The organism is Pseudidiomarina insulisalsae, from assembly GCF_003987065.1.
Lineage (GTDB): Bacteria > Pseudomonadota > Gammaproteobacteria > Enterobacterales > Alteromonadaceae > Pseudidiomarina > Pseudidiomarina insulisalsae.
This window is the reverse complement of the sequence record NZ_PIPY01000001.1, coordinates 103561-116287: the sequence shown is the minus strand read 5'-3', so window position 1 is coordinate 116287 and position 12727 is coordinate 103561. Positions and strand designations below refer to the sequence as shown.

At 53.2% G+C, this 12727-nt stretch carries 12 protein-coding genes and 1 riboswitch; of the genes, 7 read left to right on the top strand and 5 right to left on the bottom strand.

Annotation, left to right across the window (positions count from 1 at the left end; genetic code table 11):
• Positions 1-15 precede the first annotated feature (15 nt).
• Positions 16-1281, top strand: coding sequence for a transcription termination factor Rho (gene rho / locus CWI71_RS00515; RefSeq protein ID WP_126753290.1), 1266 nt, complete (start codon positions 16-18; stop codon positions 1279-1281).
• Between the two features lie 520 nt (positions 1282-1801).
• Here rho and CWI71_RS00510 read toward each other — a convergent pair.
• Complete coding sequence (locus tag CWI71_RS00510; protein WP_126753289.1) at positions 1802-2806, bottom strand: endonuclease/exonuclease/phosphatase family protein; 1005 nt, start codon at positions 2804-2806, stop codon at positions 1802-1804.
• A gap of 119 nt (positions 2807-2925) precedes the next feature.
• Between CWI71_RS00510 and ubiD the strand changes: the two genes are divergently transcribed.
• The 6 genes from ubiD (at position 2926) to CWI71_RS00480 (ending at position 10184) form a co-directional block, all read left to right on the top strand.
• Positions 2926-4413, top strand: a complete 1488-nt coding sequence (ubiD, locus tag CWI71_RS00505; protein ID WP_126753288.1) for a 4-hydroxy-3-polyprenylbenzoate decarboxylase — start codon at positions 2926-2928, stop codon at positions 4411-4413.
• A complete protein-coding gene (fre, locus tag CWI71_RS00500; RefSeq protein ID WP_126753287.1) occupies positions 4410-5108 on the top strand; it encodes an NAD(P)H-flavin reductase in 699 nt (232 codons plus the stop codon). The genes ubiD and fre overlap by 4 nt, the downstream gene beginning before the upstream one ends.
• Before the next feature lie 22 nt (positions 5109-5130).
• Positions 5131-5245: riboswitch (TPP riboswitch) on the top strand.
• Between the two features lie 60 nt (positions 5246-5305).
• On the top strand, positions 5306-7417 hold the full coding sequence (locus CWI71_RS00495) for a TonB-dependent receptor (RefSeq protein WP_126753286.1): 2112 nt from the start codon (positions 5306-5308) through the stop codon (positions 7415-7417).
• Positions 7418-7440: 23 nt separating this feature from the next.
• On the top strand, positions 7441-8064 hold the full coding sequence (gene pnuC / locus CWI71_RS00490) for a nicotinamide riboside transporter PnuC (RefSeq protein ID WP_241967568.1): 624 nt from the start codon (positions 7441-7443) through the stop codon (positions 8062-8064).
• Positions 8016-8828 (top strand): phosphotransferase, encoded by an 813-nt coding sequence (locus CWI71_RS00485; RefSeq protein WP_126753284.1) that lies wholly within the window; start codon positions 8016-8018, stop codon positions 8826-8828. The genes pnuC and CWI71_RS00485 overlap by 49 nt, the downstream gene beginning before the upstream one ends.
• Before the next feature lie 9 nt (positions 8829-8837).
• Positions 8838-10184 carry an MFS transporter gene (locus CWI71_RS00480; RefSeq protein WP_126753283.1) on the top strand — a complete coding sequence of 449 codons (1347 nt, stop codon included), beginning with the start codon at positions 8838-8840 and terminating at the stop codon, positions 10182-10184.
• Between the two features lie 61 nt (positions 10185-10245).
• On the opposite strand, the gene CWI71_RS00475 is transcribed toward CWI71_RS00480, so the two are convergent.
• From CWI71_RS00475 to CWI71_RS00460, 4 genes are all read right to left on the bottom strand, one after another.
• Positions 10246-10443, bottom strand: a complete 198-nt coding sequence (locus CWI71_RS00475; RefSeq protein WP_126753282.1) for a DUF3185 family protein — start codon at positions 10441-10443, stop codon at positions 10246-10248.
• 101 nt (positions 10444-10544) lie between these two features.
• Positions 10545-11021 (bottom strand): Dps family protein, encoded by a 477-nt coding sequence (locus CWI71_RS00470; RefSeq protein ID WP_126753281.1) that lies wholly within the window; start codon positions 11019-11021, stop codon positions 10545-10547.
• 106 nt (positions 11022-11127) lie between these two features.
• The gene (gene trhO / locus CWI71_RS00465) at positions 11128-12054 is read right to left on the bottom strand and encodes an oxygen-dependent tRNA uridine(34) hydroxylase TrhO (protein ID WP_126753280.1); all 927 of its coding nucleotides are present in this window, start codon (positions 12052-12054) and stop codon (positions 11128-11130) included.
• A 74-nt stretch (positions 12055-12128) separates the two neighbouring features.
• Positions 12129-12665 (bottom strand): protein tyrosine phosphatase family protein, encoded by a 537-nt coding sequence (locus tag CWI71_RS00460; protein ID WP_126753279.1) that lies wholly within the window; start codon positions 12663-12665, stop codon positions 12129-12131.
• Positions 12666-12727 lie beyond the last annotated feature (62 nt).

Here is a 12727-nt window from a genome sequence, read left to right as displayed (position 1 = left end):
AGTCATACCCTTCTTATGAATCTGACAGAATTAAAAAATAAACCAGTAAATGAGCTTGTACAGCTCGCAGAATCCATGGGCCTTGAGGCCATGGCTCGTACCCGCAAGCAAGATATTATCTTTGCCATCCTCAAAGCCCACGCAAAAAGCGGTGAAGATATTTATGGCGATGGGGTACTGGAAATCTTGCAGGACGGTTTCGGCTTCTTACGCTCGGCAGACTCTTCATACCTTGCCGGCCCTGACGACATCTACGTCTCACCCAGCCAAATCCGTCGGTTCAACCTGCGTACCGGTGACACCGTAGCCGGCAAAATACGACCGCCAAAAGAAGGCGAACGCTATTTCGCTCTGCTAAAGATTCGTGAAGTCAACTTCGACAAGCCTGAAAACTCCCGCAACAAGATTCTCTTCGAAAACCTTACACCACTGCATGCCGACGAACGTCTGCGCATGGAGCGCGGTAATGGTTCTACCGAAGACATCACCGCTCGCGTTCTGGATCTGGCATCACCGATTGGTAAAGGCCAGCGTGGCCTGATTGTCGCGCCACCGAAAGCAGGTAAAACCCTGTTGCTGCAGAATATTGCCCAGTCGATTGCAGCCAACCACCCGGAATGTGTGTTGATGGTGCTGTTAATTGACGAGCGCCCGGAAGAAGTGACTGAAATGCACCGCCTGGTAAAAGGCGAAGTCGTAGCGTCAACGTTCGATGAGCCAGCAAGCCGTCACGTGCAGGTTGCTGAAATGGTTATTGAAAAGGCCAAGCGTCTGGTTGAACACAAAAAAGATGTGGTTATTTTGCTCGACTCAATTACCCGTCTGGCACGCGCTTACAACACAGTGATTCCAAGCTCAGGCAAAGTTCTGACCGGTGGTGTTGACGCAAACGCGTTACATAAGCCGAAGCGCTTCTTCGGTGCCGCGCGTAATGTCGAGGAAGGTGGCAGTTTGACCATCATCGCCACAGCACTTATCGATACCGGCTCGAAAATGGACGAAGTCATTTACGAAGAGTTCAAGGGCACCGGTAACATGGAACTCCACCTGAACCGCAAAATCGCCGAAAAGCGCGTCTTCCCGGCCATCGACTTCAACCGTTCCGGCACCCGTCGCGAAGAGCTGCTCACCTCACAGGACGAGCTGCAGAAAATGTGGATCCTGCGCAAAATCGTCCACCCAATGGGCGAAACCGAAGCCATGGAATTCCTCATCGACAAACTCCAAATGACCAAAACCAACGACGAATTCTTCGACGCCATGAAGCGCCAGAAGTCTTAGTCGAGTCATCCGGCTCCGGTGATTCCGCGGGATTGATTCCCAAGGGACGCCGTGAACCCTTCCCTGGGGGCTTGGGCGCCGCATCCCTGCGGCGCACACCCTAGGGAATCAATCCCGCGAAACCACCGCGCCTCCTGAGCGATCCGCTCCTTGGCTTTCGCTGCTTTTAGCAGCCCGATTTCCGAGGGACGCCGTGAACCCATCCCTGGGGGCTTGGGCGCCGCATCCCTGGGGGCGCACACCCTCGCAAATCGACTTACTATCACCACCATGCCTTCGATGCGTTACGCATCGCGACGGTCAAAGGCTCAAGCGAAGGGCGCAGGGTGAGTTAGAGTTCAAAGACTTGAGGTGTCTGCCGCAGGGATGCGGCAGCCAAGCCCCCAGCGAAGGGCGCAAGGTGAGTTCAGGGTCCATAGGCTTGAGGTGTCTGCCGCAGGGATGCGGCAGTCAAGCCCCCAGGGAAGGGTTCACGGCGTCCTCAAGCCTGTGGACCCTGAACTCGCCCAAAAGCCGAAGGCTAGCTTTCGCGTTTGAGCGCGAGTTCGATGAGAAGGGGGAAGTGATCTGAGCCGAATTTGGGGAGGCGGCGCATTTTGACCAGCATGAAGTGCTCGCTGTGGAACAGGTGATCCAGGGGCCAGCGTAGGTAAGGTACTTTGGCGTGGAAGGTATTGTAGAGGCCACGGCCCATGCGTGGGTCGAGTAGCTTGCTGGTGCGCAGAAACTGCCGCGTGGTGCCTGACCAGGCGACGTCGTTAAGGTCGCCGGTGACGATAATGGGGCCATTTTCTTTGAGCGTCATATCGGCGACTTTTAATAACTCGCGGTCGCGCGGCTTTGTGGTGTCATGTTCGGCTGGCGCAGGAGGGGCGGGATGCACACAATGGATACGCACCACACGGCCGCCCGGCATTTCTATATTTGCGTGGATGGACGGTACCTTGTCCTCAACCAGATTTTCCACAGTGACATTTTTTAATGGCCATACTGAGTAAAGCATCATGCCGTAAAGGTTGTTTTGCGGTACGCGCACGACATGCGGTAGGTCATCCTCAATGTCGGTGAACTGCTTTTCCCACCAGTCATCAGCCTCAACAGCGACAATCATGTCGGGGCGCTCGCGGTTAACCATGCGAATGAGCTCGACCGCGTCGCGGTTATGCTCAAAAACATTAACGACCATAATGCGCAGGTGCTCTTCGACTTTGCTTTCGTCGCGCTTTCTGACGTAGCGCTGGACGCAGCGCTCTCCCAGCGGGGTGTAAGGGAATATCCACCAGAGCTGCCAGGCACAACAAGCCAGCTGCAGTGTTATTAGTACCCAGGTGGCCGGGTGTTCCATGGGCAGCCATTGGGCGCTGGCTGCCAGCAAAATAACCGCGACCGCAGTTAATTGCAGACGCGGGAAATCCCATACGCGGATCAGCCAGAATGGGCGCTCAGACAGTGGCAGTAAGCTTACTAAGGTCAGTAAAGCAGTAAAGAAACCTATTACGACAAAAGCGATGAGAGATTCGGGCATAATGTTGTGATCATCCTTGGCGTACCTTGCGTTTAAGCCTAGCGCACTTTTACAGCGCTGAAAACAACCGCAAAAACCAGTATACTCTGCGCTAATTCGTCGCAGTGAGGTCAGGCCGAGTGAAATATCAGGACTTGAGAGATTTTATTGCGCTGCTTGAACAGCGTGGTGAGCTAAAGCGTATTGTTATGGAAGTGGATCCTTATCTGGAGATCACGGAGATTTCCGATCGCACGTTAAAATCTGGTGGGCCGGCGCTTTTATTTGAAAATGTCAAAGGGCATTCGGTGCCGGTATTGGCCAACTTGTTCGGCACGCCTGAGCGAGTCGCGCTCGGTATGGGTCAGGAGTCGGTGGCGGCATTGCGTGACGTGGGTAAGTTACTGGCCTTTCTGAAAGAGCCAGAGCCACCGAAAGGCTTTCGCGACGCACTGAATTTGCTGCCGATGTACAAAAAAGTGCTGAGCATGTCGCCGAAGCAGCTGAAAAAGGCGCCTTGTCAGGAAGTGGTACTTAGCGGTGATGAGGTCGACTTAACACAACTGCCGATTCAGCATTGCTGGCCGGGCGATGTGGCGCCATTGATTACCTGGGGCCTGACGGTGACGAAAGGGCCACATAAAGAACGCCAAAATCTGGGCATTTATCGTCAGCAACTGCTGGGTAAGAACAAAGTGATCATGCGCTGGTTATCGCATCGCGGTGGCGCGCTCGATTTTCAGGAGTGGCAGCGGGCGCATCCGGGTGAGCGTTTTCCGGTCGCGGTGGCCTTGGGGGCTGATCCGGCAACGATTCTGGGCGCCGTGACACCAGTGCCGGACACCTTGTCTGAATATGCTTTTGCTGGTTTGCTGCGTGATGGCAAAACGGAAGTAGCAAAATGCGTGAGCAACGATTTGCAGGTGCCGGCGCACGCTGAAATTATCTTGGAAGGCTATATTGAGCCGGGTGAAATGGCACCGGAAGGGCCCTACGGCGACCATACCGGCTACTACAACGAAGTGGATGATTTTCCGGTGTTTACCGTGACGCATGTGACGCAACGCCAGGCGCCTATCTACCATTCGACGTACACGGGGCGCCCGCCGGATGAACCGGCGATTCTGGGCGTCGCGCTGAATGAGGTGTTTGTGCCCTTATTACAGAAGCAATTCCCGGAGATTGTTGACTTCTATCTGCCGCCAGAGGGTTGTTCCTACCGGGTAGCTGTGGTGACCATGAAGAAACAATATGCGGGTCACGCCAAGCGCGTCATGATGGGCGTATGGTCGTTCTTACGGCAGTTTATGTATACCAAGTTCGTGATTGTCTGCGACGATGATGTGAACGCGCGCGACTGGAAAGATGTGATCTGGGCCATGACCACGCGCATGGATCCGGCGCGTGATACGGTGTTAGTGGAGAATACGCCGATTGATTATCTTGATTTTGCCAGTCCGGTTTCCGGGTTGGGATCGAAGATGGGCATGGATGCCACCAATAAATGGCCCGGTGAAACCGAACGAGAGTGGGGTGTGCCGATTGAGATGGACGAGGCGGTAAAAAAACGCGTCGATGCTATCTGGGACGACCTCGGAATTCTGCAACAGGACGAAGCAACTCAATGAAACAACTGTTATGCCAGGTGACAACGCTGGAAACCTTGTCGCCGAACGTTTATCGTGTAGTGCTAAAGCTGCCGGAGTCGATTGATTTCGCTGCCGGACAGTACCTGCAGGTAGTGATGAGTGAGCGTGATAAACGCCCGTTCTCGATCGCCTCTTGTCCGTCGGTAACGGGCCAGTTGGAATTACATATTGGTGCTACCCCGGATAACCCCTATGCGATGGAAGTCATTGAGCGCATGCGTAAGCAGGGCGAGCTAACCATTGAAGCGCCCTTAGGCGCGGCCAATTATCGTCGTGACAGTGAGCGCCCACTTATTCTGATAGCCGGGGGCACGGGCTTTTCTTATGCCTGGTCGATTTTGCAGGCGCACCTGCGCTCGGCTTCGCAGCGCCCTATTACCTTGTATTGGGGCGGACGCAAGGCGGGTGACTTGTACTATGATGACAAACTGAAGACGCTGGCCGAGCAACATGCCAACTTTTATTACCGCCCGGTGGTCGAGGAAGCCCAACAGGGCTGGCACGGTGCTGTGGGCCTGGTTCACCATGCGGTCCTGGCCGAGCAGTCGGATCTGAGTGAGGCTGATATTTACGTGGCGGGTCGGTTTGAGATGGTACGTGTGATCCGCGATGAGTTCCACAACCGCGGGCTGCCTCTGGACCAGCTCTATGGCGACGCACTAGCCTTCATATAAACTCGCTGTTATACTGCGCAGCGCAATTACCAAGGGGTGCCCCTGTACAGCTTGTACGGAGTGGCTGAGATGCACGATGCGAACCCTTTGCACCTGATCCGGTTAATACTGGCGTAGGGATGGTAGCTAACATTTTTAGTCCATTAGAATCCTGCCCGACCGGATTGTTTCTGAACCAGAAGTTGAGGAAATAATCCATGAAGTACCAAGTTCTTGCCCTCGCGGCACTTACCAGCGTGACGGCTGCCCAGGCACAAAGCAATGACGCCGATGCCAAGGCTGTAGAGCGCATCACCATTTCCGGTGAATTTCGACAAATGACGGTGCAGGAAGCGCCCACTAGTGTCACCGCATTGGTAGCCGAGGAGTTCGCTGAGCGCGGTGCCTTGCACCTTGAGTCAACGCTGAATGCCCTTGCCAATGTCAACTTTTCCGGCGGTTCCTCGCGTGCCCGCTTTATTCAAATCCGTGGTGTGGGTGAACGCAGTCAGTTTGTTGATCCCATTCAGCCTTCAGTGGGCTTACTGATTGATGGTATTAACTACAGCGGGCTTGCGCAGGCGGCGCAGCTGTTTGATATCAGTCAGGTTGAAGTTTACCGTGGGCCGCAAAGTGGCCGTTTCGGTGCGGACGGGATGGCCGGCATGATGGTGCTGGAAAGCACCATGCCCGGCGCTGAAACCAGCGGTGTCTGGCAGTTGGGCGTGGCAAATTATGATGGCCTGAGCGGCGGTTTTGCCATTGGTGGCGAGCTTGAGCGCCTGGGCCGCGGGCGCCTGAGTGTATTTCAGCAACGCGATGATGGCTTCATCGAGAATACTTATTTAGGCCGTGACGACACCAATCGCCGTTCTGAGCGAAACCTGCGCGCGAATTTATACACTGAACTTAGCCAGCACTGGCAGTTACGTACCACAGTACATGCTCTTCGCCAGGACAACGGTTACGACGCCTTCTCGCTGGATAACGATCGCACTACCTTATCCGATGAGCCAGGCGAAGATGATCTGCGCACCCGCGCGGCGCGTTTTGCGCTGTCATTCAATGGCTGGCAGACTGCCGAGCTGGAACTTGCCTACAGTTACCTGAGTGCTGACAGTGTTTACAGCTACGACGAAGACTGGACCTATGAAGGTATCGCACCGGGCTGGGAGTATAGCTCGTTTGATGCCTATCACCGTGACCGTAAGGACCATACCTTTGAAGCGCGTCTGGTCAGCCGCGAGCCGCTACAGCTTTTAGGTAGCCCGACAGACTGGGTCGCCGGTTGGTATCATTATCGCCGCGATGAAATGCTCGAGCGTGACTTTTTTAACTGGGATATCTATAGCCCTGATCTCTTCACCAGTCATTACGACAGCCGTCACCACGCGGTGTATGGTGAGTTGGTTCAGCACCTGAGTGACAGCTGGCGCTTAAGTGCCGGTGGCCGCTTGGAGCGCTACGACAATAGTTATCAGGACAGTAACGAAGTAACGGCAACGCCGGAAGATACCATGTGGGGCGGTCGTTTAAGCCTGAGTTACTTACCTCAAAGTGACGTAATCTGGTACGCAACGCTGGCACGCGGTTATAAAGCTGGTGGTGTTAATGGCGATGCGCTGGGCAAAGTGCAGGACACTACCCTGGTTGAGTTGCGTGACTACTTACTTGAGCGCGCGACCTTCGAGCCGGAGCTACTGAGCAGTCTTGAGCTGGGTCACAAACGCGTGAGTGCCGACGGCAAACTCAGCATGCAACTGGCGGCCTTTGCGCATCAGCGTGACGATGTGCAACTGAAAGGCTGGGTGAATCGTGATCAAAGCTTTGTCGGTTATATTCAGAATGCCGCTGAAGGAACGGCGTATGGCGCTGAGCTTGAGCTGAACTACCGTCCGACGGAACAGTTGGAGGCCTTCGCTAACCTCGGCCTGCTGGAAACAGAGATCGACGGCTTTGTGACCGAAGACGGCGTTGATATGACCGGTCGCGAGATGGCACATGCGCCGGGTTATCAGTTCAACATGGGTCTTAACTATCAGTTGAGTGATGCCTTGCAAGCAGGGCTTTCAGTCGATGGTAAAGATGGCTTCTACTACTCAGACTCGCACATGAGCCGCGCCGACGAGATGGCGTTGCTAAATGCCCATCTGACCTGGCGTCAGGGCAACTGGCAAGTGCGCCTGTGGGGCCGCAACCTGACCGACGAGGACTACGGCATTCGCGGCTTCTATTTTGGCAATGACCCGCGTAAAGAATACGTCGCTGAAACCTATGAGCAGTTTGGCGAGCCGCGTCGGGTCGGCATAACCGTGAACTACAACTTCTGATGCTGAGGTAAGGGAACTGACTGATGGCGGCACTACTTTCTGATCTTATGCAGCAAATTGCTGCAACATCATGGCTGGAATGGAGTGCCGTGGTGCTGGCCATTGCCTATCTGGTGCTGGCCGCGCACCAGTCGCTGTGGTGCTGGTACGCCGCCGCTATCAGTTGCACGATTTATACTTATTTAATGTTCACTGCGCAGTTGTACATGGAAACCCTGCTGCAGATTTTTTATATCGTCATGGCCGCCTATGGCTACTGGCAGTGGCGTTATGGCAAAGCACAAAAAGACGCCACGCAGGTGAGGGAACTGTCATGGTTCTGGCACTTGCGCTGGATTGTCGCATTGACACTGATCGCCGCTGGCATCGCGCTGGCCATGCAGCACTATACCGATGCTGATGCGGTATGGCTGGACACTTACACCACGGTATTTTCGCTGTTCGCGACCTGGTTACTGACCCGTAAGCAGTTTGCCAACTGGTGGTATTGGCTGGTCATTGATGCTGTTTACGTTTACCTGTACAGCAGTAAAGGCTTTGTGATCACGGGTGCACTTTTCTTCGTATACCTTATACTGGTGTTTTACGCGATGTGGCAATGGCAAACAACGAGGACAGAACAACAGCAATGCAGCAGCAGTGGTTAGATAGCCTCCCAATTCATGGTGTCATCAAAGCTGAGCCCCTTTTACGCGGCGTTGCGAATAACGTCTATAAAATCACCACCACTAAAACTGACTATATTCTGAAGCAGTTCCGCTTCGACCACCCCTATGGTCTTGATCGTGACCAGGAGGTGCATGTGCAGCGACAACTGGCACAACTGAACCTCGCCCCCGAAATTATTCATTATGACGCAACGCAGGGACTGGTCTTGCAGGTCTTTCTGAAAGAGCCTGATTTGGCTCATACCGATATTCCGATGGCAGATAAGTTAAGAGAACTGGCTGACTTATCGGCACATATTCACCGGGTTAGTGTGGAGGCTCCGGTGTGGTCGTTACGCGAACGCCTGAATCGTTATTGTCAGCAGCTTGCTGAGTTTGACGCCGAACATGCGCGCCAGTTTACCCAGCGCCTGCGCGGCTTTCGTAAGCTGCTTGACAGCTTCGCTGCGCATCCGGTCTTTTGCCACAATGACCTTGGCCTGCATCACGTGTTTCTGAACCCAACCCCCAGGGTCATCGACTGGGAGTATTCAGGACTCGGCGAACGCTATTTTGATCTTGCTAATACCATGGCAGCAAATGATCTTGAGCGACACCAGTGCAACGCTTTTATTAATGCCTACGAGGCTACGTCGGGCTTTCAGGTACAGCGCCAGACACTCGATAACTGGCGTGAGCTGGTTGCTGTCGTTAATCAACTTTGGTACGAATTACATCACCATTTGCAACGCATTACGGAATAGGAAGCGAATATGAGCGAGCGCGCCGAAGCAGCTGAACTAACCAGGAAGATCTACGGCTACCTTGCTGAAGACGAGGACGCACGGGTCTGTAAGGATATTCCTGAGTCTGCCTGCGACGATCAGCCGAAAGCTTTTCTTGCGCATATTATTGCTTTGAGTATGACCAAGCTTGGTGACTCTCTGGTCAGCGCCCGGTTGGTGTTGCCATGGATCTTGTCGACGCTCGGTGCTCCCTCGGTATTTATCAGTGCGCTGGTGCCGCTGCGCGAGTCGCTGGCGCTATTACCGCAACTGATCATTGCCCAGCAACTGCGTGAAACGCCCATTCGTAAATGGTTCTGGGTGTTTGGCAGTGTCGGGCAGGCGCTGGCACTGGTGGGGATGTTATTCAGTGTACTGACACTACGCGACAGCGCTTTAGGCTGGGCTATCATTATTCTGTTAACGGTGTTTAGTTTGTCCCGCGGCGTCTGCTCGGTATCAATTAAGGACGTCGAGGGGAAAACGATTTCCAAAACCCGACGTGGACGCTTGTCAGGGATAGCGGCCTCAGTGGCAGGGCTATTGTCGGTATTAACCGCACTGGTCGTGTTATTTTCACCGACCTTGCTGAACAGTTCCGTGAGTGAGGGGAATACCCTTATTTTCACCGCCTTACTCGGTTTTGCCGCTATGCTCTGGCTGGCTGCGGCGGTTACCTATGCGCAGGTACCTGAGGTACCAGGCGCTACAGAAGGCGGCGGCAATGCCCTGATTGAAGCATTAAAATCTATACGCTTACTGTGGCAGGACAAGCAGTTTGGCAGCTTTGTACTAACCCGTGCGCTGTTGGTTTCGTCGGCCTTTGCCATTCCCTATATCGTGGTGATGATTCAGCGTAGTGGTAAGGGAAGCCTGACCAGCCTGGGTGGCTTAATGCTCGCCAACGGCATTGCCGGCATGTTAGCCGGCAGGTTCTGGGGTAAATGGTCTGACAGTGCCAGTCATCATGTAATGGCGGCTGCCGCCTTCATGGCTATCTCGGTGATGGTCTCTGGTCTTGTGCTCTATACCCAGGCCAGTCATTGGTTGGCGCAACCCTGGGTTGCCGGCTTACTTATTTTCATTGCCGCAGTGGCGCACCACGGTGCCCGGGTAGGGCGAAAAACCTATCTGGTTGATATGGCTACACAGGACAATCGCGCCGAGCTAACCGCAGTCTCGAATACGGTTATTGGCGTCGTTCTGTTGCTTGGTATTGTGCTGGGCGCGGTCGATGCCTATGCCGGCGTAGAGGCAGTCATGGCGATTCTGATCCTACTTGGCTTAATGGCTGGCTTCCGCGCATTAACCTTGCCGAACGTGCAGCAAGATTAAAAAAGCCAGCGTCGATAACGCTGGCTTATGATAGTTTTTGCAGTCGTGCTATACGCTTTGCTTAGCGGCCGCGGATGACACCGTAAAGACCAACAATGACTGCAATGGCACCGCCAATGAGATACCACATGGCGTTGTCGGTGGGCTGTCCCGTTACAGCTTCAGAAATTTCCGACGCCGGCGAGTTATAAGCCTCATAGCCGAAATACAGCAAGATAATACCTACCACAAGCAAGATAATTCCAATGACTTTATTCATGAAACTTTCCTTTTATAGCTTTATTCGTGTGCGGAATAACTGAATTCAGCATAGCAAAAAACCAGTGCAATACAATTGCACTGGTTTTTGCGGAGAGGGCGTTATGAGCCTAGGTAAGAGGTTAGCATCCAGGCTGTTTTTTCCTGTTCTTTGATGTAATCACTCATTAAAGCCGAGGTACCCTCGTCGCCAGCATCACCGGCCAGCGCTAACAGTTCACGTTGCAGGCGGATGGTGATCGAGTAACTATCAAGAATCTCACGAACGCAGGTCTTTCCGTCGTGAATGTCTTTTACTTCTTCAATTTCGCTACTTTTGATGTAAGTTGAGTAGGCATGCAGTGGCCGCTGACCCAGCGTCAGAATACGCTCTGCAATTTCGTCAACTTTCAACAGCAGATCATTGTAGGTTTCCTCGAACTTAGCGTGCAGCTCGAAAAACTCCTGGCCTTTAATGTTCCAGTGAAAACCGCGCACATTCATGTAAAAAATCTGGTAGTTCGCCAGCAATGTATTGAGCTTGTCAGCGAGTTTTTCGGCGTGCTGCTGGTCAAGACCAATTACGTTTAATTGTTGCATTACAGACTCCTTGTTGGATAACGTAAAAACTTGATGTCTATACTAAAACATAAGAGTCAGTATAGACCTTTTCAAGCCCCGACGAGAAGTCTGCTGCGACGATTGCCTAAATCGATTTTTCCTCAAGCTTGCCGTCGCGGATGTGCTGCTCGCCGCGTTGTCTGGCGAGTTGGATCTGCTTTTCACGTTCGGCGTACCGTTGCTTTTGTTCAGGCGTCGTCTTGTCATAACAATGAGGGCAGCTCACGCCTTTCTGATAATGCTCTGACGCTTTCTCGGTCTCAGTAATTGGCATACGACAGGCATAACACTGGTCGTACTCACCCTGTGCCAGACCATGACGAACGGTGACGCGCTGATCGAAGACAAAACAGTCGCCTTGCCAGGTGGAGTCATCTTCAGGTACTTCTTCCAGGTACTTCAGAATACCGCCTTTCAGGTGATACACGTCTTCGAAACCGAGTGACTTCAAGTAAGCCGTCGACTTCTCACAACGAATGCCTCCGGTGCAGAACATGGCGACTTTCTTGTGCTTTTCCGGGTCAAGGTGATCTTTAACGTACTGGGGAAACTCACGGAAGGTATCGGTTTTCGGATTAATAGCGCCTTCGAACGTGCCTACCGCGAACTCATAATCATTGCGGGTATCAATCAGCAGAACTTCAGGGTCGCGGATCAGATCGTTCCACTGAGCAGGGTCGACATAAGTTCCAACGACATTTTTCGGGTCAACCCAGTCAATGCCCATGGTGACGATTTCTTTTTTCAGTTTTACCTTGGTGCGGTAAAACGCCTGAGTGTCACTGGGCGATTCTTTATGCTCGATATCGCGAAACACCTCTTGCGCGCGCAAAAAGTTAAGTACGTTATCGATACCTTCGCGGGTACCACAAATGGTGCCGTTGATGCCTTCACGGGCCAGCAGCAGAGTGCCTTTCACGTCATTCTCCGCCATGCAGTCATACAGCGGCTGGCGAACAGCTTCAAAGTCATTAAATTCCACAAACTTATAGAGTGCGGCGCAAATATACATCAGTTACTTCCTTCTTTTGGCGGTTCGGATCGCAAATCCGAGGTCAAAAATTGCGCGCGCATTCTAGCACAAAATTAATTGTTGAGCAGCTCTTCTACGCGCTCGCGCAGACTGGTCAAGCCGTAACGCTCGCCGAGTTCAAGCGCGTCTGCAGCGGATACGTCCTGGTACCAAGCGGCGCGCAGCGCCATTAAAGCGCCAACCCGATTACTGCTGGCACAGTGCATAAACAGGGTCTTGTCCTGATTGTGCTGCATGGTCTCATGGAAAACGCGCACGGTCTCGCGGTTCAGGTCTTCAGCACCGCTTACGGGAATATGAAAATATGCTATTTGGTTGGCCGTCGCCCACTGTGCTTCGGGGATATCTGTCATTTCGGCATGACTGCGCAAATTAATGATGGCATCGACGCCGCTGTCTGCCAGTGCGGCGACTTCATCCTGTTCGGGTTGGCCGCCCACCAGATGATTGGGTGCAGGGTGAGCAAAATTATAGATGGCGGATGCACCCTCGGCTATTTTCATCGGCGGTGTTTCGTCGGCCTTTTCAGGAGTGCAGCCCAACAGACCCAGCGCTAAAGAGCTAACGATTAAAAGGTTTACAAGTTTCATAACGGGATTCCTTTTTGCTGTCTGTGCGACACCAAATGTCGCACTAAGTTGCTAGCCTACCG

What these genes read in the sequence shown, in the direction of transcription:
- CWI71_RS00470 (WP_126753281.1), bottom strand. Translation starts at nt 11,021, where the DNA reads ATGCAACAATTAAACGTAATTGGTCTTGACCAGCAGCACGCCGAAAAA.
- rho (WP_126753290.1), top strand. Translation starts at nt 16, where the DNA reads ATGAATCTGACAGAATTAAAAAATAAACCAGTAAATGAGCTTGTACAG.
- CWI71_RS00495 (WP_126753286.1), top strand. Translation starts at nt 5,306, where the DNA reads ATGAAGTACCAAGTTCTTGCCCTCGCGGCACTTACCAGCGTGACGGCT.
- CWI71_RS00485 (WP_126753284.1), top strand. Translation starts at nt 8,016, where the DNA reads ATGGCAAACAACGAGGACAGAACAACAGCAATGCAGCAGCAGTGGTTA.
- CWI71_RS00475 (WP_126753282.1), bottom strand. Translation starts at nt 10,443, where the DNA reads ATGAATAAAGTCATTGGAATTATCTTGCTTGTGGTAGGTATTATCTTG.
- pnuC (WP_241967568.1), top strand. Translation starts at nt 7,441, where the DNA reads ATGGCGGCACTACTTTCTGATCTTATGCAGCAAATTGCTGCAACATCA.
- trhO (WP_126753280.1), bottom strand. Translation starts at nt 12,054, where the DNA reads ATGTATATTTGCGCCGCACTCTATAAGTTTGTGGAATTTAATGACTTT.
- CWI71_RS00510 (WP_126753289.1), bottom strand. Translation starts at nt 2,806, where the DNA reads ATGCCCGAATCTCTCATCGCTTTTGTCGTAATAGGTTTCTTTACTGCT.
- CWI71_RS00480 (WP_126753283.1), top strand. Translation starts at nt 8,838, where the DNA reads ATGAGCGAGCGCGCCGAAGCAGCTGAACTAACCAGGAAGATCTACGGC.
- fre (WP_126753287.1), top strand. Translation starts at nt 4,410, where the DNA reads ATGAAACAACTGTTATGCCAGGTGACAACGCTGGAAACCTTGTCGCCG.
- CWI71_RS00460 (WP_126753279.1), bottom strand. Translation starts at nt 12,665, where the DNA reads ATGAAACTTGTAAACCTTTTAATCGTTAGCTCTTTAGCGCTGGGTCTG.